Origin of the sequence: Nonomuraea sp. NPDC049624 (assembly GCF_040675255.1) — a bacterium.
Classification (GTDB): domain Bacteria; phylum Actinomycetota; class Actinomycetes; order Streptosporangiales; family Streptosporangiaceae; genus Nonomuraea.
In genome coordinates, this window is record NZ_JBFAOR010000019.1 from 97,544 (window position 1) to 119,347 (window position 21,804).

At 70.8% G+C, this 21,804-nt stretch carries 20 protein-coding genes; 3 read left to right on the top strand and 17 right to left on the bottom strand.

Translation table 11 applies throughout. The annotated features are described in order from the left end of the window. Positions 1 to 67: 67 nt before the first annotated feature. The 7 genes from whiA to AB0J76_RS46215 form a co-directional block, all read right to left on the bottom strand. Positions 68 to 1,048: a DNA-binding protein WhiA gene (gene whiA, locus AB0J76_RS46185; protein WP_138714326.1), complete on the bottom strand. Its 981-nt coding sequence runs from the start codon at positions 1,046 to 1,048 to the stop codon at positions 68 to 70. Between the two features lie 72 nt (positions 1,049 to 1,120). Beyond that, positions 1,121 to 2,077 carry a uridine diphosphate-N-acetylglucosamine-binding protein YvcK gene (gene yvcK, locus AB0J76_RS46190; protein ID WP_352323040.1) on the bottom strand — a complete coding sequence of 319 codons (957 nt, stop codon included), beginning with the start codon at positions 2,075 to 2,077 and terminating at the stop codon, positions 1,121 to 1,123. A gap of 11 nt (positions 2,078 to 2,088) precedes the next feature. Continuing rightward, the gene (gene rapZ, locus AB0J76_RS46195) at positions 2,089 to 2,955 is read right to left on the bottom strand and encodes an RNase adapter RapZ (RefSeq protein WP_352323031.1); all 867 of its coding nucleotides are present in this window, start codon (positions 2,953 to 2,955) and stop codon (positions 2,089 to 2,091) included. A 44-nt stretch (positions 2,956 to 2,999) separates the two neighbouring features. Next, positions 3,000 to 4,904 (bottom strand): excinuclease ABC subunit UvrC, encoded by a 1,905-nt coding sequence (gene uvrC, locus AB0J76_RS46200; RefSeq protein WP_352323041.1) that lies wholly within the window; start codon positions 4,902 to 4,904, stop codon positions 3,000 to 3,002. 128 nt (positions 4,905 to 5,032) lie between these two features. Continuing rightward, positions 5,033 to 5,485, bottom strand: coding sequence for a Rieske (2Fe-2S) protein (locus AB0J76_RS46205; protein ID WP_352323032.1), 453 nt, complete (start codon positions 5,483 to 5,485; stop codon positions 5,033 to 5,035). A gap of 76 nt (positions 5,486 to 5,561) precedes the next feature. Then, positions 5,562 to 6,029 carry a Rieske (2Fe-2S) protein gene (locus AB0J76_RS46210; protein WP_352323033.1) on the bottom strand — a complete coding sequence of 156 codons (468 nt, stop codon included), beginning with the start codon at positions 6,027 to 6,029 and terminating at the stop codon, positions 5,562 to 5,564. Positions 6,030 to 6,227: 198 nt separating this feature from the next. Further along, on the bottom strand, positions 6,228 to 6,644 hold the full coding sequence (locus AB0J76_RS46215; protein ID WP_352323034.1) for a Rieske (2Fe-2S) protein: 417 nt from the start codon (positions 6,642 to 6,644) through the stop codon (positions 6,228 to 6,230). Between the two features lie 220 nt (positions 6,645 to 6,864). Here AB0J76_RS46215 and AB0J76_RS46220 point away from each other — a divergent pair, with 220 nt between their 5' ends. Continuing rightward, on the top strand, positions 6,865 to 7,611 hold the full coding sequence (locus AB0J76_RS46220; RefSeq protein WP_352323035.1) for a DUF2306 domain-containing protein: 747 nt from the start codon (positions 6,865 to 6,867) through the stop codon (positions 7,609 to 7,611). A 140-nt stretch (positions 7,612 to 7,751) separates the two neighbouring features. On the opposite strand, the gene uvrA is transcribed toward AB0J76_RS46220, so the two are convergent. Then, complete coding sequence (gene uvrA, locus AB0J76_RS46225) at positions 7,752 to 10,592, bottom strand: excinuclease ABC subunit UvrA (protein ID WP_352323036.1); 2,841 nt, start codon at positions 10,590 to 10,592, stop codon at positions 7,752 to 7,754. Positions 10,593 to 10,809: 217 nt separating this feature from the next. Between uvrA and AB0J76_RS46230 the strand changes: the two genes are divergently transcribed. Together AB0J76_RS46230 and AB0J76_RS46235 are read left to right on the top strand one after the other, a co-directional pair. Beyond that, positions 10,810 to 11,592, top strand: a complete 783-nt coding sequence (locus AB0J76_RS46230; RefSeq protein WP_352323037.1) for a maleylpyruvate isomerase family mycothiol-dependent enzyme — start codon at positions 10,810 to 10,812, stop codon at positions 11,590 to 11,592. Beyond that, positions 11,589 to 12,245 (top strand): MBL fold metallo-hydrolase, encoded by a 657-nt coding sequence (locus AB0J76_RS46235; protein WP_352323038.1) that lies wholly within the window; start codon positions 11,589 to 11,591, stop codon positions 12,243 to 12,245. The genes AB0J76_RS46230 and AB0J76_RS46235 overlap by 4 nt, the downstream gene beginning before the upstream one ends. 1 nt (position 12,246) lies before the next feature. Here AB0J76_RS46235 and AB0J76_RS46240 read toward each other — a convergent pair whose 3' ends face one another. The 9 genes from AB0J76_RS46240 to steA form a co-directional block, all read right to left on the bottom strand. Beyond that, complete coding sequence (locus AB0J76_RS46240) at positions 12,247 to 12,522, bottom strand: hypothetical protein (protein WP_352323039.1); 276 nt, start codon at positions 12,520 to 12,522, stop codon at positions 12,247 to 12,249. A 35-nt stretch (positions 12,523 to 12,557) separates the two neighbouring features. Beyond that, positions 12,558 to 13,385 (bottom strand): CDP-diacylglycerol--serine O-phosphatidyltransferase, encoded by an 828-nt coding sequence (gene pssA, locus AB0J76_RS46245; protein WP_357983442.1) that lies wholly within the window; start codon positions 13,383 to 13,385, stop codon positions 12,558 to 12,560. Then, positions 13,372 to 14,013, bottom strand: coding sequence for a phosphatidylserine decarboxylase (locus tag AB0J76_RS46250; protein ID WP_352329585.1), 642 nt, complete (start codon positions 14,011 to 14,013; stop codon positions 13,372 to 13,374). The genes pssA and AB0J76_RS46250 overlap by 14 nt, the downstream gene beginning before the upstream one ends. A 108-nt stretch (positions 14,014 to 14,121) precedes the next feature. Next, entirely contained in the window at positions 14,122 to 15,105 is a 984-nt protein-coding gene (locus AB0J76_RS46255) for a TerC family protein (RefSeq protein WP_352329586.1), read from the bottom strand. A 176-nt stretch (positions 15,106 to 15,281) separates the two neighbouring features. Further along, positions 15,282 to 16,379: a glycosyltransferase gene (locus tag AB0J76_RS46260; RefSeq protein ID WP_352329589.1), complete on the bottom strand. Its 1,098-nt coding sequence runs from the start codon at positions 16,377 to 16,379 to the stop codon at positions 15,282 to 15,284. Between the two features lie 706 nt (positions 16,380 to 17,085). Beyond that, on the bottom strand, positions 17,086 to 18,678 hold the full coding sequence (locus tag AB0J76_RS46265) for a lipid II flippase MurJ (RefSeq protein WP_352329588.1): 1,593 nt from the start codon (positions 18,676 to 18,678) through the stop codon (positions 17,086 to 17,088). Between the two features lie 72 nt (positions 18,679 to 18,750). Further along, positions 18,751 to 19,602, bottom strand: a complete 852-nt coding sequence (locus AB0J76_RS46270) for a hypothetical protein (protein ID WP_364393717.1) — start codon at positions 19,600 to 19,602, stop codon at positions 18,751 to 18,753. Between the two features lies 1 nt (position 19,603). Then, positions 19,604 to 20,578, bottom strand: a complete 975-nt coding sequence (locus AB0J76_RS46275; RefSeq protein WP_352326212.1) for a copper transporter — start codon at positions 20,576 to 20,578, stop codon at positions 19,604 to 19,606. Then, a complete protein-coding gene (gene steA, locus AB0J76_RS46280) occupies positions 20,575 to 21,771 on the bottom strand; it encodes a putative cytokinetic ring protein SteA (protein ID WP_352326215.1) in 1,197 nt (398 codons plus the stop codon). The genes AB0J76_RS46275 and steA overlap by 4 nt, the downstream gene beginning before the upstream one ends. Positions 21,772 to 21,804 lie beyond the last annotated feature (33 nt).

Below are 21,804 nucleotides of genomic sequence, written 5' to 3' on the forward strand. Positions count from 1 at the left end.
GCGCGGAGCCGTACGGGATGGGGGTCTCCCGGACGGCGGCGCGGGCGCCCGCACGGCGGCGAGCCCGCTACGGCGCCAGCATGTCGACGGTGAGGTTGGCCTCGGTGTTGGGGATGCCCAGGTCGGAGGCGCGTTTGTCGGCCATGGCCAGCAGCCGCCTGATGCGCCCGGCGATGGCGTCCTTGGTCAGCGGCGGGTCGGCGATCTGGCCCAGTTCCTCCAGCGACGCCTGCTTGTGCTCCACCCGCAGCCGCCCGGCCACCACCAGGTGGTCCGGCGCCTCCTCGCCGAGGATCTCCAGCGCGCGCTGCACCCGCGCGCCCGCCGCGACGGCCGCCCGCGCCGAACGCCGCAGGTTGGCGTCGTCGAAGTTGGCCAGCCTGTTGGCCGTCGCGCGCACCTCGCGGCGCATCCGGCGCTCCTCCCAGGCCAGCACGCTGTCGTGCGCGCCGAGGCGGGTGAGCAGCGCGCTGATCGCGTCGCCGTCGCGGACCACGACGCGGTCGACGCCGCGCACCTCCCGGGCCTTGGCGTGGATCTTCAGCCGCCGGGCCGAGCCGACCAGCGCGAGCGCGGCCTCCGGCCCCGGGCAGGTGACCTCCAGGGACATCGAACGCCCCGGCTCGGTCAGCGAGCCGTGCGCCAGGAAGGCGCCCCGCCAGGCCGCCTCGGCGTCGCAGGCCGCGCCGGCCACGACCTGCCGGGGCAGGCCGCGCACCGGGCGCCCGTGGTTGTCGATCAGGCCCGTCTGCCGGGCCAGCGCCTCACCGTCGCGGTAGACGCGCACCACGTAGCGCGAGCCCTTGCGCAGCCCGGCCGGCGCGAGCACGAGCACCTCGGCCTTGTGGCCGAACACCTCGCCGATGTCCTTGATCAGCCGCCGCGCGGTGGCGTTGGTGTCGAGCTCGGCCTCGATCACGATGCGGCCGCCCACCAGGTGCAGGCCGCTGGCGAACCGCAGCAGCGTGGAAACCTCCGCCTTGCGGCAGCACGGTTTCAGCACCGGCAGGCGGCTCAGTTCGTCCTTCACCACACCTGTCATCGCCATAAGCGTTAGTCCTTCCCCCATTCAGACCGGCTCCCGCCAGTCTCTCGCACCTTCGCGCCACGCCGACCAGGATCAACGCTTCTGGAGGAAAATCTCGTCCAGGACGGAGGCAAGACGTCGTGGGTCATGCCGGGGCGAGCCGTCGGCGGCGGCCACGTCGGCCAGGACGAGCCGGGCGCCGAGCGCCGCCGCGGCCTTGTCCAGGGCGTCGAGGTCGTCGACCACGCCGGTGTCGGCCAGCACGACGTCGAAGGCCAGGTCGGGGGCGTGCTGGCGGAGCACCTCCAGGTGCTGCTGGGGGGAGAAGTCGTCGGTCTCGCCCGGCTGGGGGGCCAGGTTGAGGGTGACGAGCCGCTTGGCCTTGCTGTCGTGCAGCGCGCGGGCCAGCTCGGGGACCTTCAGGTGGGGCAGCACGCTGGTGAACCACGAGCCCGGCCCGAACACCAGCCAGTCTGCCTCGTGCACCGCGGCGACCGCCTCGGGACGCGCGGGCGGGTCTTCGGGCACCAGGGAGATGGCCTGCACCCGGCCCGGCGTGAGCGCGCAGGCGACCTGGCCGCGCACGGTCGAGGTGACGCCGTCGAGCTCGACCTCAGCCACGATGTCGAGCGGCACCGAGGCCATCGGCAGCACCCTGCCGTGCGCGCCGAGCAGCCGGCCCACCCAGTCGAGGCCGGCCACCGAGTCGCCGAGCAGCTCCCACAGCGCCACGATCAGCAGGTTGCCGACGGCGTGCCCGTGGAGCTCGCCCTCGCTGCGGAAGCGGTGCTGGACGACCTCGCTCCAGGTGATGCCCCACTCGTCGTCGCCGCACAGCGCGGCCAGCGCCATGCGCAGGTCGCCGGGCGGCAGCACGCCGAGCTCGCGGCGCAGCCGGCCGCTGGAGCCGCCGTCGTCGGCCACGGTCACCACCGCGGTCAGCCGGTCGGTCACGACCCGTAAGGCCGACAGCGAGGCGTAGAGCCCGTGGCCGCCGCCGAGGGCCACCACGCGGGGACCGTTCAGCGGATGGGGCAGCCCCGCCTCCATACGTTCATGGGTCACTCCCGCCCCACATCCCGGTGACTGACCTGGACCTCCATGCCGCGGTCGCGCAGGCGGGCGGCGACCTGCTCGGCCATGGCCACGCTGCGGTGCTTGCCGCCGGTGCAGCCCACGGCCAGGGTCGCGTAGCTCTTGCCCTCGCGGGCGTAGCCGGTGGCGACGACCTGCAGGACCTCCTCGTAGGCGTCGAGGAACTCCTTGGCGCCCGGCTGGCCGAGCACGTAGTCGCTGACGGGCGCGTCGAGGCCGTTCATCGGCCGCAGCTCGGGCACCCAGTGGGGGTTGGGCAGGAACCGGCAGTCGACGACGAGGTCGGCGTCGACCGGCAGGCCGTACTTGAACCCGAACGAGACGACGTTGAGCCGCAGCCCCGGACGGTCATCGCCGCCGAAGTAGGCGACGATCTTGTTGCGCAGGTCGTGCACGTTGTGGGACGAGGTGTCGATCACCAGGTCGGCGTTGGCCCGCACCTCGCGCAGGATGCCGCGCTCGCGGGTGATGCCGTCGACCAGGCGGCCCTCGCCCTGCAGCGGGTGGGGCCGGCGGACGTTCTCGAACCTGCGCACCAGCTCCTCGTCGCTGGCCTCGAGGAAGACGACCCGTACGCGCACGCCGCGGCCCTCCAGCTCCTCGATGGCCGCGTTGAGGTCGGTGGTGAAGGCCAGGCTGCGCACGTCGACGACCGCGGCCACCTTGTCGGCGGCCAGCTTGACCTTGCCCGCCTCCTCCGCCATCGCGAACAGCAGCCCCGGGGGCAGGTTGTCGATGACGAACCAGCCCAGGTCTTCCAGCGCCTTGGCGGCCGTGCTGCGCCCCGCCCCGGACATGCCGGTGACGATGACGAACGCCGGCTCGGTGCTCATGGCCTCACTCCGTTCGCCGACACCCTGCGCTCCCTCGCGGGTGTTCACGATGTATCTCCCTTCAGCGTCGACACGATGACCTCGGCGAGGGCCGGCCCGATGCCGGGAACCTCGCAGATCTCGGTCGCGCTGGCCTCGCGTAGCTTCTTGACGGAGCCGAAGTGCTTGAGCAACGCCTGCCTGCGCGCCGGCCCGAGGCCGGGCACGCCGTCGAGCGCGCTCTCCTTCACTGACTTGGACCTCTTGGAACGATGGTAGGTGATTGCGAACCTGTGTGCTTCGTCGCGGACGCGTTGCAGCAGGTAGAGACCCTCACTTGAACGAGGCATGATCACTGGCTGGTCGTCGCCGGGCAGCCACACCTCCTCCAGCCGCTTGGCCAGGCCGCACACCGCGACATCGTCGATGCCGAGCTCGTCGAGCGCCCGCTGCGCGGCGGCCGCCTGCGGGCCCGCGCCGTCGACGACGACCAGGTTGGGCGGGTAGGCGAACTTGCGCGGTTTGCCGGTCTCGGGGTCGATGGGCCCGTGGCCGTCGTCGTCCTCGGCGGCCAGCTCGCCGGTGGCCGAACGTTCCTCCAGGTAACGCCGGAACCGCCGCATGATCACCTCGTGGATCGAGGCGACGTCGCCTTCCTTGGTCTTGATCGCGAAGCGCCGGTACTCGCTCTTGCGCGCCAGACCGTCCTCGAAGACCACCATGGACGCCACCACGTTCTCGCCCTGCAGGTGGGAGACGTCGTAACACTCGACGCGCAGCGGCGCCTGGTCGAGGTCGAGCGCGTCGGCGATCTCCTGCAGCGCCTTGCTGCGCGTGGTCAGGTCGCCGGCGCGGCGGATCTTGTGCTGGGCCAGCGACTCCTTGGCGTTGCGCTCGACGGTCTCCATCAGCGCCTTCTTGTCGCCGCGCTGCGGGACGCGCACCTCCACCCGGGCCCTGCGCTGCTCGGTCAGCAGCTCGGCGACCGCCTCGGCGTCGGGCGGCAGCGCGGGCACGAGCACCTCGCGCGGCATCGACTCGGGGCCGGCCTCGCCGTACATCTGCAGCAGGAACTGCTCGACCAGCTCGCCGGGCGAGGTCTCCTCGACCTTGTCGACCACCCAGCCCCGCTGACCGCGGATGCGGCCCCCGCGCACGTAGAACACCTGGACGGCGGCCTCCAGCGGATCCTCGGCCAGCGCGATCACGTCGGCGTCGGTGGCCTCGCCGAGCACCACGGCCTGCTTCTCCAGCGCGCGCTGCAACGCCTGGATGTCGTCGCGCAGCCGGGCCGCCCGCTCGTACTCCTGCTCGGCGGCGGCCTCGCGCATGTCCTTCTCGAGGCGCTTGATGAAGCGGGTGGTGTTGCCCGCCATGAAGTCGCAGAAGTCTTCGGCCAGCTCGCGGTGCTCCTGCGGGGTCACCCGGCCCACGCACGGCGCCGAGCACTTGTCGATGTACCCCAGCAGGCACGGACGGCCGATCTGCCCGGCCCGCTTGAACACCCCGGCGCTGCACGTGCGCACCGGGAAGACGCGCAGCAGCAGGTCGACGGTCTCGCGGATGGCCCAGGCGTGCGAGTAGGGGCCGAAGTAGCGGGTGCCCTTGCGCTTGGCGCCCCGCATGACCTGGACGCGCGGGAAGTCCTCCCCCATCGTCACCGCGAGGTAGGGGTAGGACTTGTCGTCGCGGTACTTGACGTTGAAGCGCGGGTCGAACTCCTTGATCCAGGAGTATTCGAGCTGCAGCGCCTCGACCTCGGTGCCGACGACGGTCCAGTCGACGTCGGCGGCCGTGGTGAGCATCGACTGGGTGCGCGGGTGCAGCGCGGAGAAGTCGGCGAAGTAGGAGTTGAGCCGCTGCCGCAGGCTCTTGGCCTTGCCGACGTAGATCACCCGGCCGTGCGCGTCCCTGAACCGGTAGACCCCCGGCGACTCGGGGATCGAACCTGGTCTGGGCCGGAAACTCAAAGGGCTGCCCGCTGCTCTCGCCACGGTCAAAGACTAGTAGGCGCCACCGACAAGGTGACCCGCCGAGCTTCGGACGGCACGACGGGACTCACCACGTTCCCGGGTCAGGCCAGGGGTCAGGCCACGGGTCAGGCCAGGGTGATCTGGTCGCCCTCCACCTTGATCTGCTGGGCGGCCAGCGGCTTGTCGGCCGGCCCATTGGTGACCGAGCCGTCGGCGATGTCGAACTTGCTGCCGTGGCACGGGCACACGATCGCGCCGTCCGCGACGCTGGCCACCGGGCAGCCCTTGTGCGTGCAGATCGCGCTGAAGGCCTTGAACTCGCCCGCCGTCGGCTGCGTCACCACGATCTTCTGGTCCTTGAAGATCGTGCCGCCGCCGACGGGGATGTCTGCCGTCTTGGCCAGCGCGCCGCCGGCCTGCGGGGCGCTCGACTGCGGGGCGCCGGACTGCGATGCGCCCGGCTGGGCCGCGCTCGACTGGCCGCCCGCGTCGGGCGCGGTGGCCGCCGGGGTCTCGGTGCTTCCGCCGCAGGCGCTGATCGCCAGGGCCAGCCCGCCCGCGCCCACACCCGCTATCACTGCCCGACGGCTTCGAAGGTCATCTCCCATGCGTCCCACCCAACCGGAGGCAGGTGAGAAATTCATGAGACGGGGATTAGGCGAGTCTGATCTTGTCGCCGTCCACGGTGATCTTCTTCTCGGCGAGCGGCGCGCCGGCGGGGCCGTCGGCCACCGAACCGTCCTCGATCTTGAACTTGCTGCCGTGGCAGGGGCAGTTGATGGTGCCGTTCGAGACGGCGGCGACCGTGCATCCCGCATGGGTGCAGATCGCCGTGAACGCCTTGAACTCCCCCTCGGTCGGCTGCGTCACCACGATCTTCTGGTCCTTGAAGACCGTGCCGCCGCCGACCTGGATGTCACTGGTGTCGGCCAGCGCCTTGGCCTTCTTCTTCGCCTTCTTCTTGGGCTCCGACGACGGCTCCTCGGCGTCCGGTTCCTTCGCGGCCGGCGCCTCGTTCGCCGCCGTCGTCGGCGAACCGTAGCTCGCGCACGCCGTCAGAACCGCCGCGAGCCCGGCGCCTCCGGCGCCGAGCATGACCGTCCGGCGCGTCGTTTCTGTCATGGTGCGTCCTCCCAGGTCTCGGTCTCACATGCAGGTACGGCCGGTGCCCCCGCACCGGTTCAGCCTGCACGCCCCCAATCCCGGAAACCACGCACAATTACCCAGAACAAGCTCTCCGGCCCGCCCCCCGAGCCACGAGCGCGGGCCTCAGACAGGTCATGGGCCTGCGCTCTCAGACCGCGTCCTCAGACCGCGTCCTCAGACCACGACGATGGCGTCGCCCTCCACCTTGACCTGGTAGACCGTCAGCGGCGCGGTCGCCGGCCCCTTGGTGGCCTGGCCGCTGTCGGCGGCGAACTCGCTGCCGTGGCACGCGCACGTGATGACGTTGTCCTTCGGCCTGCCCACCGTGCATCCCTTGTGGGTGCAGACCGCGCTGAACGCCTTGTAGACGCCCTTCGTGGGCTGCGTGACCACGATCCGCCACTCCTGCACGATCGTGCCGCCGCCGACGGGCACGTCCGCCGTCTTGGCGAGCACCTTGCCCTTGATCCCCGACGCCGGCTGCGCCTTGGCGTCCCCCGCTCCGCACCCGGCCAGCGCCAGCCCGCACGCGGCCACCCCCGCCACGCCGAGCACTTCGCGCCGCCCGATGCCGCTGCTGTTTTCGGGCATGGCTTCGCCCTGATTCGTCACCGTCATGATTCAGCCGACCCTTCGCGTCTCCGCCGACCCCCAGCAGGTCAAGCCGTTACCCGTGCCTCAACTTTATTGGCTCCACCCCTCGGTCCGCCCATCGGGTGACCGATACGGTCACCGTCGCGGCAACGAGCGGGCGGCGCACGGTCAGCGGACGGTACGCCCGCGGTCAGCGCCAGGCGCGAGCGTGTCGCTCATGACACTCACCGAGACTCCCACTCCCACGACGTCCGGGCCGCGCTGGTGGCGGCGTCCGTGGGTCGCCCCGCTCGCGGTGCTGGCGATCGCGTTCGTCGCCTTCTCCCTGCCGCCCTACCTGTCGCTGGACCCGAGCCGGTCGCGGGTGCCCGCGCCCGACTTCTTCCCGCCGCACTTCGCGGTGCTCTCCCTGCACGTGATCTTCGGCTCGATCGCGATGGTCTCGTGCTGCTTACAGGTCTGGCCGTGGTTCCGGGCCCGCCATCCGCGGGCCCACCGCGTGATCGGCCGGGTGTACGTCTTCGGCGGCTGCCTGCCCGGCGGCCTGCTGGGCCTGGTGGTCAGCCTGGCCACGCCCTTCGGCCCGGTGACCAGGGCCAGCGGCGTGGTGCTGGCGCTGCTCTGGCTGGGCTGCACCCTGGCCGGCTGGCGGATGGCCAGGCAGCGCAGGTTCGTCGATCATCGCAGGTGGATGATCCGCAGCTTCGCCCTGACGATGTCGATCATCACCAACCGCCTGTGGGGCGCGGTGTTCGTCATCACGCTGTCACCGCAGCTCGACACCACCTTCCACGGCGACCAGGCGTTGCTGGCCGCCACGGTCGGCGCGCTGAGCGCCTGGCTGGGCTGGGTGCTGCCGCTGCTGTTCGCCGAGTGGTGGCTGGAGCGCGGCGACGCCGCCAAGCGCCGCCGCCGCGCCCGAGCCACCGCCCTGACCTCCAGCGAACCCCGCACCACCACCTGACCAGGCGGGACCCAGCCGCACACCGGGCCACCACCCGCCCCACAGCGAGACGGACGCCACCCGACTCGCGGTGAGACGGGCTCACCCGAACCGCCACCCGACTCCCGGTGAGACGGGTCCCATCCGAGCCGCCACCTGCCTCAGAGCGACAGGATCTTCCGCAGGAAGCGCCCGGTGTGGCTCTCGTTGACCAGGGCCACCTCTTCGGGCGTGCCCGCGGCCACGAGCGTGCCGCCGCGGGACCCGCCTTCGGGGCCCATGTCGATGATCCAGTCGGCGGTCTTGATGACGTCGAGGTTGTGCTCGATGACGATCACCGTGTTCCCGCCGTCGACCAGCCGCCCGAGCACGCCGAGCAGCCGGCGGATGTCCTCGAAGTGCAGGCCGGTGGTGGGCTCGTCGAGCACGTAGATCGTCCGCCCGGTCTGGCGGCGCTGCAGCTCGGAGGCGAGCTTGACGCGCTGCGCCTCGCCGCCGGACAACGTGGTCGCCGGCTGCCCGAGCCGCACGTAGCCCAGGCCGACGTCGTTGAGCGTCTGCAGGTGCCGCTTGATCGCCGGGATCGCGTCGAAGAAGGCCAGCGCCTCCTCGATCGGCATGTCGAGCACCTCGGCGATCGTCTTGCCCTTGTAGTGGACCTCCAGCGTCTCCCGGTTGTACCGGGCGCCGTGGCAGACCTCACAGGGGACGTAGACGTCCGGCAGGAAGTTCATCTCGATCTTGATCGTGCCGTCGCCCGCGCACGCCTCGCAGCGCCCGCCCTTGACGTTGAAGCTGAACCGCCCGGGCTGGTAGCCGCGCACCTTGGCCTCGGCCGTCTGGGCGAACAGCTTGCGCACGTGGTCGAAGACCCCGGTGTACGTGGCCGGGTTGGAGCGCGGCGTACGGCCGATCGGCGACTGGTCGACGTGCACGACCTTGTCCACCTGGTCCATGCCGTTGATGCGGGAGTGCCGCCCCGGCACCGTGCGGGCGCCGTTGAGCTCCTTGGCCAGCGCGTTGTAGAGGATGTCGTTGACCAGCGTCGACTTGCCCGACCCGGACACGCCGGTCACCGCCGTGAACACGCCCAGCGGGAACTCGATGTCGACGCCCTTGAGGTTGTGCTCGCGCGCGCCCTTGACCGTGATCTGCCGCTTCTTGTCGCGCTTGCGGCGCTTGGCCGGGATCGGGATGCTCCGGCGTCCCGACAGGTACTGGCCCGTCATGGACTCCTCACTGGCGAGGAGCTCCTGGACGGTGCCGGACACCACGACCTGGCCGCCGTGCTCGCCGGCGCCGGGACCGATGTCCACCACCCAGTCGGCGGCGGCGATGGTGTCCTCGTCGTGCTCGACGACGATCAGCGTGTTGCCCATGTCGCGCAGCCTGATCAGCGTGTCGAGCAGGCGCATGTTGTCACGCTGGTGCAGGCCGATGGACGGCTCGTCCAGCACGTAGAGGACGCCGACCAGCCCGGAGCCGATCTGCGTGGCCAGCCGGATGCGCTGGGCCTCGCCACCGGCGAGGGTGGCGGCGGCGCGGTCCATGGTGAGGTAGTCGAGGCCGACGTCGAGCAGGAAGCCCATGCGGGCGTTGATCTCCTTGACCACCCGCTCGGCGATGTGCATGTCACGGTCGGACAGCTTCAGCTCGGCCAGGAACTTCGCGCACTCGCCGATCGACATGGCCGCGACCTCGGCGATCGACCTGTCGTCGACGGTGACGGCGAGGGTGACCGGCTTGAGCCGGGCGCCCTTGCAGGCCGGGCACGGGATCTCGCGCATGTAGCCCTCGAAGCGCTCGCGCGTGGCGTCGCTCTCGGCCTCGGCGTGCCGGCGCTGCACCCAGGGGATGACGCCGTCGAAGGTGGTGTAGTAGGAGCGCTGGCGGCCGTAACGGTTGCTGTAGCGGACGTGCACCTGCTCGTCGTGGCCGTACAGCAGCGACTTCTGGGCCTTCTTGGGCAGCCGCTCCCACGGCGTGTCGAGGGTGAACCCGACCGTGTGGCCGAGCGCCTCGATCAGCCGGACGAAGTATTCGCTGGTGTGGCCGCCCGACCACGGGTGCAGCGCGCCGTCGCCGAGCGTGCGCTCGGGGTCGGGCACCACCAGGTCGGGGTCGACCTCCATCTTGGTGCCGAGGCCGGTGCACTCGGGGCAGGCGCCGAAGGGCGAGTTGAAGGAGAACGAGCGCGGCTCCAGCTCCTCGAACGACAGGTCGTCGTAGGGGCAGTAGAGGTGCTCGGAGTAGAAGCGCTCACGGCCCGGGTCGTCTTCCGGCAGGTCGACGAACTCCAGCGTGATCGTGCCGCCGGACAGCTGCAGCGCGGTCTCGACGGAGTCGGTGAGCCGGCGGCGCGAGGACTCCTTGACCGACAGGCGGTCGACGATGACCTCGATGTCGTGTTTCTCGTACTTCTTCAGCGTCGGCGGCTCCTCCAGCCGCACGACCGTGCCGTCGACCCTGGCCCGCGCGAAGCCCTTGGTCTGCAGTTCGCGGAACAGCTCGGCGTATTCGCCCTTGCGGCCGCGGATGACGGGGGCGAGCACCTGGAAACGGGTGCCCTCCTCCAGGTCCATCACCCGGTCGACGATCTGCTGCGGCATCTGCCGGGCGATCGGACGGCCGCAGGCCGGGCAGTGGGGCTTGCCGATGCGCGCCCACAGCAGGCGCAGGTAGTCGTAGACCTCGGTGATGGTGCCGACGGTCGAGCGGGGGTTCTTGCTGGTGGCCTTCTGGTCGATGGACACCGCGGGCGACAGGCCCTCGATGAAGTCGACGTCGGGCTTGTCCATCTGGCCGAGAAACTGGCGGGCGTAGGCCGACAAGGACTCGACGTAGCGCCGCTGGCCCTCAGCGAAGATCGTGTCGAAGGCCAGGCTCGACTTGCCGGAGCCGGACAGGCCGGTGAAGACGATCAGCGAGTCTCGCGGCAGGTCAAGCGAGACGTCCTTGAGGTTGTGTTCTCGTGCACCACGCACGATCAGGCGGTCTGCCACGGCGATCCCGGAGGTCGAAAGGCGGATAGGTCCACGGGGGATGGTAGACGGGGGCACCGACATTTTCGGCGAGCCGATCCCCGGCCCCCGAAAATCCGTCCTTCACAGGTTACGGCCATCTCCCGCGTCGGCAGGAGCCCTTTGAGAGTCAACCACTTGACCTGCCGCTTTATGCCCACGCCCGACCTTGGACACCTAAGTGATGAAATATCCGGACATGACTGTTCTACCCGCGGTGCAGGCCGAACTCGCCTCCGCGACCGACCTGCTGCTGGCCACGGCCGCGTCCCTGTCCGACGCCGACGTCGCGGCCCCGTCCCTGCTGCCCGGCTGGACCAGAGGGCACGTGCTGGCCCACCTGGCCGGCAACGCGCGCTCCCACCTCCGCCTCCTCACCTGGGCGAGGACGGGCGTCGAGACCCCGCAGTACCCCTCCGTGGAGGCCAGGACCGCCGAGATCGAGGCCGCCGCCGCCCGCCCGGCCGCGCGCCACCTGGCCGACAGCGCCGCGCGCCTGGCCGCCGCGATCCGCGATCTGCCCGCCCCGGCGTGGCCGGCGCCCGTCCGCGGCATGCGCCCGCCGTCGCATCCCGCCTGGTACGTCCTGGTACGCCGGCTGCGCGAGGTGGGCATGCACCACGTGGACCTGGGCGCCGGGTACGGCCCCCGCGACTGGCCGGAGACGTTCGTCCATCGCGAACTGCACGACCTCCGCCGATCCTGGCCGTACGACCGCAGCACGGTGAGCGAGGTCGTCCTGACCGGCGAGCCGGGGCAAAGGTGGCAGAACCTCGGCCAGGGTCCTGCCGTGCAGGGACGACCGGCCGACATGCTGGCCTGGTTGACGGGAAGGTCGGACGGCGAGGGCGTTACCCTGGTGCCCGCGGGACAGCCGTCGCCGCCTGGTGACGGTGGCGCGCTCCTTCCCGAGCCGCCGCCGTGGCTGACGATGCCGGCCCCCGCTGATCTGCCCGCGACGCCCCCGAAGGACTACCCATGACCTACACCGGCGACGTCCGGGTCGGCGGCCCCGCCGACGTGCGCGAGCTGCCCGCCCTGACCATCTCCAAGCTGGCGGTCGGCCCCCACGACAACAACGCCTACCTGTTGCGTTCCACCGAGACCGGCGACGAGCTGCTGATCGACGCCGCGGCCGACGCCGACCGGCTGCTGGCGCTCGTCGGCGACCAGCCGCTCGGCGCGATCGTCACCACCCACCAGCACGGCGACCACTGGCAGGCCCTGGAACAGGTGGCCAGGGTCACCGGCGCCGAGGTGATCGCCCATCCGCTCGACGCGCCCGCCCTGCCCGTCCCGGTCGGCCGCACGGTCGACCACGGCGACACGATCGCCCTCGGCCCGGTCAGCCTGGAGGTCATCCACCTGCGCGGCCACACGCCCGGCTCGATCGCGCTGCTCTACGACGGCGGCCCCGACGGCCGTCACCTGTTCACCGGCGACTCCCTGTTCCCCGGCGGGGTGGGCAACACCGGCAGGGACCCGGAGCGTTTCGAGCGCCTCTACACCGACGTCACCGAGCGCATCTTCGACCGCCTGCCCGACGACACCTGGGTCTACCCCGGCCACGGCAAGGACACGACGCTCGGCGCCGAACGTCCCTCGCTGCCCGAGTGGAAGGCCAGAGGCTGGTAGCTCACCTGCCCGCGGCCAGCACGCGCACGATGCGCCCGGCCGCCAGGGCGGGATCGTCGGCCAGGCCCACGAGCTCGCCCCACGACCAGCGGTAGAACCACCCTTCGGGCAGCGGCACGCAGTCGATCGTCTCGGCCAGCAGCGCGGTGTCGGGATCGCTGATCCGCAGCGCGGGCGGGTCGGCCCGCAGGGTGGCGGTCAGCCCGCGCTGCTCCAGCTCGGTGGCCAGCTTGCCGAGGTAGTACGTACGCGTGTGCTCGCGCGGCATGGCCGACATGAATCCATCAAAGCCGAAGATGGATGAAAAATCCCCTAGTTGCCGATTCGCTCGGCTTCCTTGCGCAGCTCCCGCTTGTAGAACAACATGCGCAGCGGGATCGCCGCGACGAGCGCGATCTGCATGGTCGCGCCGATCTTGATCGGCAGGTCGCCGCCTTCCGGCCAGGCCACCCAGAACGTGAGGAAGGCCACGTTCACCATGATCCACCCGAGGACGACCGCCGCGAGCTGCCCCTTCGGCTTGGGGTACTCGATCCGGCTGACCATCAGCCAGGCCACGCCGAGCACCGCGAACAGCGCCCAGATGCTGGGCTGGAACAGCAGCACGATGGAGATCACGGTCATGGCGCCCATGGGGATGGGCAGGCCCATGAAGTCGCCGCTCTTGGTCTTGACGCACGCGAAGCGCGCCAGCCGTACGACACCGGCGACCAGCACGGCCGCCGCGGCGGTGACCACCGCGATGAACGGCACCGAAGGCGGCGCGCCGACCCCCCAGATCACGACCATGAACGCGGGCGCGAACCCGAAGCTGATCACGTCGGCCAGGTTGTCCAGCTCGGCGCCCATCGCCGAGGCGCGGAAGCGCCGCGCCACGAGCCCGTCGAACAGGTCGCAGGTCGCGCCGATGAGCAGCAGGACGATGGCGGTGGCGAAGTAGCTCGGCGTGGGCGTGAACTTGCCGTCGGCGACCGTGAGCTGCTGAATCGCCGAGTAGGCCAGGACGCAGACGGCGAGGAACCCGCAGACCGCGTTGCCCAGCGAGAGCGAGTCCGCGGCGGACAGGCGGAACGCCTTGCCCACGGGGCCGCGGGGCTCTTCCTCGCCCGCCTGCCAGCTGCCGGCGTCAGCCGTGGTCAATTCTGGTCACCCCCGCAACCGTCTTCTCCCCCACGGTCACCGCGGGCGAGATGCCTTCGGGAAGGTAGATGTCGACCCGCGAGCCGAACCGGATGAGCCCGATGCGCTCGGTCTGCGCCACCTTGGCCCCGGCGCTCAGGTACGGCACGATCCGGCGCGCCACGGCGCCCGCGATCTGCACCATCTCGATGTCGCCCAGCGCGGTCTCGAAATGCCACACCACGCGCTCGTTCTGGTCGCTGTCCTTGTTGAACGCCGGCAGGAACCCACCCGCGACATGCTGCACGGACGTGACATTTCCCGCAAGAGGGGCACGATTGACGTGCACGTTCAGGGGGCTCATGAAGATCGCGACGCGGGTGCGGCCGTCCGGCCAGGGGTCGATGCTCTGCACCACGCCGTCGGCGGGCGACAGGATGCGCCCCTCGCCAGGAGTGCGCTCGGGGTCGCGGAAGAACCAGAGCATGCCGCCCGTGAGCGCACCCAGCGGGGCCGCAGCCAGGGCCCAGCGCCGGTCTCGGCGCGTCAGCAGCGCGGTGGCGGCCGCCGCGGCCGCCGTCGGGAGGAGCCACGGGGAGACCCCGCGCGCGAGCCGGACGCGGCTCGACTTAGCAGAATCGTCTGACACGTACAACCTTTGGTGGTGACTGGACTAGGCGCTTTGCCATGCTGTTACGGAACTCGCAACTATTACACGGCGCAACTACACAAGCAAAGCGCCTCGATAGCCGTTCCGCTAGACCTGCTCCGGGTGCGTGTGCTCGCCTTCGCCGCTCGTCATGCGGGCTTTGATCAGGCTCGCAACCGTGGTGATCGCCATGGTGGAGCCGATGACCGTGAGCGACACCCAGATGGGAATTTCGGGTGCCCAGGTGACGCCGCTGGCATGCAACGCCTCCATTATCAGCTTAACCCCGATGAACCCGAGGATGAACGCCAAACCATAGCTGATGTAGACGAGTCGCTGCAGCAACCCGCCCAGCAGGAAGTAAAGCTGACGCAGCCCCATCAGGGCAAACGCGTTGGCCGTGAAGACGACGTAGGGGTCTTTGGTGAGCCCGAAGATGGCCGGAATCGAGTCGAGGGCGAACAGCAGGTCGGTGGTGCCGATGGCGACCATCACGATGAGCATGGGGGTCACCATGCGGCGGCCGTCGATCTTGACGCTGACCTTCGAGCCGACGTACCCCTCGGTGGTCGGGAACGCCCGGCGCACCCACCTGAGCAGGATGTTCTCGTTGAACTCGTCTTCCTCGCCCTTGAGGTGCTGCCGGATCAGGTTGACGGCGGTGTAGACCAGGAAGGCGCCGAAGACGTAGAAGAGCCAGCTGAACCGCTCCAGCGCGGCGGCGCCGAGCGCGATGAAGATGCCGCGCATGACCAGCGCGAGCACGATGCCGACGAGCAGCACCTTGTGCTGGTAGGGCCGCGGCACCGCGAACCTGCTCATGATGATGAAGAAGATGAACAGGTTGTCGACGCTCAAGCTGTACTCAGTGATGTAACCGGCGAAGAACTCCCCCGCCTTGTCGGCCCCGAAGGTGGCCCACAACCCCACACCGAACAACGCGGCCAGGGCGACATAGAAGGTGACCCAATATCCGGCCTGCCGCATGGAGAACTCACGGGCTTCACCGCGGTCGACGATCCAAAGGTCAAAGGCGAGGACGACCAGCAGACCACCGATGACGGCGATCCAGGCCCACACGGGTACGGTCACGATTCAAACCCTCCGGCATGCATGACTCATTGCCGGAGGTCTCTCCCGCCCGCGAACAACGCGGACCGGCAGCCCCGGGGGCCCCGTGGAGCGGGGCTGCACCGTGATGACGAGGCTGTCGCGAAGGGATACTCCCCTCCCTAACCCACGCAGTATACGCCGACACTCTGATCTCATCATCCATTCGATCTTGCCCCCTCGTACACCCCGAGGACGCTCTCCACGGCATCGTCACCGTCCGGCAACTCCCGTCCGCGCCGGGCCGCCGCCTCGGCCATCGTCCGCGCGATCCCGGGCTCGCCCAGGACCTTGCGCAACGCGCTGCGCAGCCCATCGGCGTCCCCGTACGGCACCAGCAGCCCCGCGTCGCCGACCAGCCACGGGACCCCGCCGACGTCGGAGGCCACCACCGGCTTGCCCGCCATCAGTGCCTCGCTGAGGCTGAGCGGCAACCCTTCCCAGCGACTGCAGTTGACCACGACGGACGCGGCCGCCAGCAGGTCGGGGACGTCGTCCCGGTCTCCGAGGAGCAGGACGGGAAGGCTCCGGGACCGGATCCGGTCCTCCAGTTCCGCCCGCAACGGCCCCTCGCCCGCGACGGCGAACAGGGGCACCGGCGACTCCCACGGCCCGGCCGCCACGTCCAGCAGGGTGTCGAGCCCCTTCTGCTGGGCGAGCCGGCCGATCGTCAGCACCAGAGGACGATCACCCGCCCCCAGTTCCTCCCGCACCTCCTCCGGCCTGCGCCGCGCGGGCCGGAGCGGAGGCGCGGGCACCACCGCCTCCGCCACCTCCCGAGCTCCCAGGACGGTCATCCGCTCCGCCAGATCCGGCGAGACCACCAGCACCCGGTCGGCCCGCCGCGCCACGATCCGCTCCAGCACCCCGTAGACGAACCCCACGAAACCGCCGGCGGTAAGCGCATTGTGCAAGGTGACCACCACCCCCGGCCCCCTCCCTTCCCGGCTTCTTGTCCCCTGAGTCTTGAACGCTCTCAGTGCCAGGCTCGCCAGCGCCCCCGCTCGCAGGCCATGGGCGTGCACGACGTCGGCGTCGCGCGTCAGCCGCCGGATCGCGAGCACCGCGCGCAGGTCGTTCAGCGGATGCGGCCGGTCGGAGACGGGCACCTCGGCGAACGTAGCTCCCGCGGCTCGGAAGGAGAACGCCTCCTCGACACTCCCAGGCCCCACCACCACCGCCTGGTGACCGCGCTGCACCAGCCCTTCGACGAGCATCCGTACATGCCGACCGGTCCCACCCGACGTGGTCCCCATCACAAATGCCACCCGCACGACCCCTCCTAGGCCCTCACCGGAAACCGCAGCCACACCTCAAAGCTGAAACCGTAGCCCGTATCACCTCGCAGCCTCCCGATCTCACCCACCCAACCCACCGACACCCCATACCGGCCCTCACAGGCCCCCGAGGCTCAAGGGCTGCCGGCCCCAACCGCCGCGCCTTGGCCCGCAAGCCATGACCATCACCCAAGCACCTACCGCGCAGGCCCCCGCCCGAAGCCAAGGGCCGAAGGATCCGAAGCCATGACACCTTCTTGATGCGAGGCAGCTCGGCAGCTTCTGCGCCTCACGGGCCAACACCCCAGGAGTGTGATCACCTTCACAGACCGGCCAATCCCGTGCGCCTGGCCCACGAGAGGTCAAGTACCACTGCACCAGCGCCCGACGCCCCCTCCGAGGCCAGCCACTCCTGAAGGCCACCGCACCCGACGGTCTGCGATGCTCGTCGCCTACGGCAACCAGCCCCACAACGGCAAACCCCAGAAGCCGTACGCGCCCCCACAAGGAGCCCCAAAAGCCGCAGGCGCCGCAGCCATTCCAGCCCCAGAAGCCCTGCGGGACCAGCCGTCCGAGCGTCAGAAGCCGCAAACCACGAGCCGTCCGCCCCGGAAGCCGTGCGTGACGATCAGGAACCGTCGAAGCGCACCCACCGCAACCAAGGCAGAGGATCAGTGGCGGTGGATCAGCCGCCCCGTCGGAGCAGCCCGGCCACCACCCTGGCATCCGGCCGGTCCACCACCGCAACGACGGCAGCCCCCACCGCCACGGCGACCACCGCCGCCAGCACCACCGCACCCACGTTCGGCCAGATGCCCGAGACCCCGAGCCACCTCACCACCCCGGCCCCCGCCAGGTACCCCAGCACACCACCGGCGACCGCCGCCCCCGCCGCCCGGGGCAGCCCCGCCGCGGCACCGCTCCCCCGCGACCGGACCACGGCCCCGAGCAGCACCACCCCGCCGGCGGTCATGCCGACGCTCATCCCCAACGCCATCCCGCCGATCTTCCACCCGGCGGGCAGCACCAGCACGAGGACGGTCTGCGCGACGATGACGACCAGCCACCCCGCCACCGTCCCGGTGGCAGCCGCCCGCCCGAGCCCAGCAGCGTAGAGCACCCGGCTCAGGTGGGCGATGAGCCCGTAGCCGACGATGCCCGGCGCGAACAGCGCGATCGCCAGGGCGAGTTGAGGCGGCGGCACCTCGCTCCTGCCTCCCAGGAACACGACCGCGCCAGGCCCCGACGCGGCGGCCAGCACCCCGGCGGCCAGCCCCGTGACCAGCACCACGGCCCGCGTGGTCCGCGCCGCCAGCGCCGAGAACGCGACCGCGTCGCCTGCCTGCGCCGACAGCCGGGGGAACGCGCTGGTGGCGATCGGCACGGCCAGCACCGCGTACGGCACGAGATAGATCGCCCACGCGTAGTTGTAGATGGTGAGGGCCCCGTTGCCGATCGCCTTGTTCGACAGCAGCACGACGACGATCATGGCGGCCTGCTGGGCCAGCAGCGCCGCGATCCCGGCCAGGGCGAGCCTGCGCACCTGCCCGGCCACGCCGTCGGGGAAGCGTAAGGTGGGCCGCCACCGCAGCCCCAGCCGCGACACGGGCCCGACCACGGTCAGCACGAGCGAGAGCACGCCCAGGCTGGTGCCCACCGACAGGGCCAGCTCGGCCGGCCCGGGCAGGTGAGCCGGGTCGACGATCCCCGAGCTGAGCGGCACGAACAGCAGGTACGCCACGATGACCACGATGCTGGACACCAGCGGCGCGACCGCGGGCCCGGCGAAGCGGTTGTGCGACTGGAGCACGCCGTAGAGCACGACGGCCACGCCGTACAGCGGGATCTGGGGGGCGAAGACGACCAGCATGCGGGTGGCGAGGGCGGCGAGCTGGGTCGTGTCGCATCCGCTGACGGCCTCGCCGAGGAACAGCCCGATGACCGGCCGGGCGAACAGCGCGGTGAGCGCCCCCAGCGGCACCAGGACGACGACGACCCACGTCAGCAGCGCCGAGCTGATGTGCCCGGTGCGCTCGCGCGAGGCGGCGGACCCGGCCAGCACCGGCACCACCATGCCCGCCAGCGCGCCTCCGACGACGACCTCGAAGACGATGTTGGGGATCTGGTTGGCCGTCATGTACGCGGTGGACAGGCAGTTGGTGCCGACGGTCTGGGCGAAGGCGTACTGCTTGGCGAAGCCGGCGATCCGGGCCAGCACGGTGATCGCCCCGATGAGCAGGGCGCCACCCGCCACGCCCCGCGCCGTCACGCTTCGCACCCGGCCTCCCCCGCCCAGCATCCGGTCACGCCGACATCCTGGCAGGTGCCACCGACAATCGTGCGCGGAGGGTCACACGTGGTCGACGGGACGCCGCCCGAGCATGTCGATCCGGTTGAGCACCGGGTTGGCGGCGATGACCTTGGTGAAGCTGACCTTCTCCGAGGCCGCGGTGAGCGCCGCGACCGTGCCCAGGAGGACGAGCCTGCCGGGCCTGCCGAGCTTCGTCACCGCGGCGAGCCCCAGCAGGGCGCCGAGCGAGTTGGCGCCCGCGTCGCCGAGCATGGCGCGCTCGCCGAGGTCGTCGGGCAGCAGCGCCGCGGCGGCGCCCAGCGGCACGGCGGCCAGGGCCGCGGCGGCGGGCGAGGACCGCAGCAGCGAGACGGCCAGCAGCGGCCCGCCGGCCAGCAGCCCGACCTTGATCGCCCGCCCGGGACGCAGGTCGAACAGGTTGGCGAGGTTGGCGGCGCCCGCGATGGCCGCGCCGTTGACCAGGGTGTCGACGGGCCCGTCGGAGACCAGGGCCGCGGCGCCCAGCCCGGTGGCGCCGATCCCGAGGATCTTGACGGCGCCGCTGGTGACCTCACCGCGGGCCAGAGCCGTCAGGTGGCCCTTGAAACCCTTGGAGGACGTGGTGCCGTAGAGGTCGTCGTAGGCGCCGAGGGCGCCGGTGCCGACGCCGGCCAGCACCGCGGCCAGCCGGGTACGCGGCGTCAGGCCGGGCGTGAGCGCGGCCGCGGCGCCGGAGCCCGCCACGAACGCGGGCCCCTCCAGCAGGGTGATCGGCTCGCCGCGGTGGTTCTTGCGTGTCCAGCGCCCGCCCAGGTCGGCCGGACGGTTCCGGGTGAAGGCGGAGTAGGCGGCACGGGCGGCGACGGCACCGATCGCGGCGCCGGCCAGCGCGTAGAGCAGGCCACGGGCCATGTCAGCTCCCTGACTGGGTCGGTGAGGGTGTGGTGGTCGGCAGCGCGGGCTGGGTGGCCGAGGCCCCCTTGCCGATGCCGTACTGGCCGGCCCGCCCGCTCAGTTGCTCCCGGAGAGCGTAGACGACCACGACCCGGCCCGTGGGCATATCGACGGTATCGACGGTGGACACGCGCTTGGCGACGTCGCCGTCGTCGCGCAGGGCGCTGACGGCGCCCCCGGTGACGGCCGTGTTGGCGGCGCTGCCGGCCAGCACCGCGCCCTTGCCGGCGGCGTCGAGCCGGTCGGCGACCGAGACGAGCGCGCCCAGCTGGGTCTCGGCCTGCTCCCCCTCGTACGCCTTCTCCGGCGCGAACATCACCGCAAGCATGGCCCGCTTGGCGGGGTCGCCGTCGGTGCTGACCAGCCCGCCCGCCTCGAACCCGCTGATGACGGCGGAGGTCGCGGCGTTGGGGGTGCCTGCCTGGGCCTGGTCGGTGGTGAGCAGCGTGGAGGCAAGAAGCGCGCCGGCCTTGTCCCAGACGGTCGCCGTGGACGGGAAGACCATGTCGACCGGTTTGAGCTGGTTGACCAGGCCGTCGAGCACACCGCTGCGGTCGGGGTCGAAGAACTTCTCGGTCAGCGTCACGCGCCCGCTCACCTCGGCGCCCGCCTCCTCCAGCACCTGCTGCTCGGCCTCGCGGAACGTGGTGCTCGACCCCGGCGCCTCGACCAGCAGCACGCGCTGCCCGGTCAGCTCGCCCGCCACCAGCTTCGGGGTGACGCTGCTGACGAAGGCGTCGTTGCCCGCCTCGCGGCCCTGGAGCTGGTCGATCTGCACGCGCAGCTCGTCCTTGGTCTTGGTGAGCTGCGCGGAGATCTCCTGCGCGGACTTGACCGCGGGCTCCTGCAGCAGCGTGGTGCCCAGGACGATCCCGACCGCCAGCGCCAGGAAGATCGCGACGATGGAGACGACGTGGTAGCGAAAATCGATCACGAGAAGAGTCCGACCAGCCAGAAGATGAATGCGTTCCAGACGTCTTGCAGGCCGTTCAGCCAGGTCTGGCCGAGCGGCGACAGGAAGAGCGCCACCCCCATGGTGATCAGGGCGGTGATCACGAGCATCAGGAGCTGGGAGGTGGTGATGCGGCTGCGGTAGAGCCTGCTGACGCCCTTGGCGTCGATGAGCTTGCTGCCGATGATCAGCCGGGTCAGGAAGGTGCTGGCCATGCCGGAGCGGCCCTTGTCGAGGAACTCCTCCAGGGTGCCGTGGGTGCCGACCGCGACGATCAGCTCGGCGCCCTTGTCGTCGGCCAGGAGCATCGCGATGTCCTCGCTGGTGCCGGTGGCCGGGAAGATGACCGCCTCGCGGCCGAGCTGGTGCACCCGCTCCAGGCCGGGGGCCCGGCCGTCGCGGTAGGCGTGCACGACGAGCTCGGCGCCGCAGGTCAGGGCCTTGGTCGAGACGGAGTCGAAGTCGCCCACGATCACGTCGGGGAGGTAGCCGGCCTCCAGCAGCGCATCGGCGCCGCCGTCGACGCCGACGAGCACGGGACGGTATTCCCTGATGTAGGGGCGGAGGGTGGCGATGTCTTCCTTGTAGTGATATCCGCGCACCACGATGAGGACATGTCTGCCCTCCATCGGGGTGCGGATCTCAGGCACGCCGACTCCGTCGATGAGAAGCTTGCCCTCACCACGAACGTACTCCATCGTGTTGACGGCGAAAGCCTCGATCTGCACGGCCAGCCCGGCGCGCGCCTCGGCCATGGCGGCCTCGACGGCCTCGGCCGTCTGTTCGTCGCCTTTGCCCACGACGTCGTCGTCGAGGTAGATCGCGCCCTCGTGGAGGCGGATGACGTCGCCGTCCTTGACGCGTTCGAACAGCTCGGGATTGGCGTTGTCGACGAACGGCACGCCCGCGTCGAGCAGGATCTGCGGACCCAGGTTGGGATAGCGGCCGCTGATGCCCGCGGCGACGTTGACGACAGCCGCCGCGCCGCACGCGACGAGCGCCTCCGCGCTGACCCGGTCAACGTCGACATGGTCGATAATCGCTATTTCCCCGGGCTGGAGGCGCTTGGTCAGCCTCTTGGTTCGCCGGTCGATTCTCGCCACTGCCGTCACACCGGGAAGGTCATCGACCTTCCTGCCACGGAGGCCCGGCATCTTGCTCCCCGGAACCTTCATCATGACCATCCTGCCAGAGGGAAACAGCGCCGG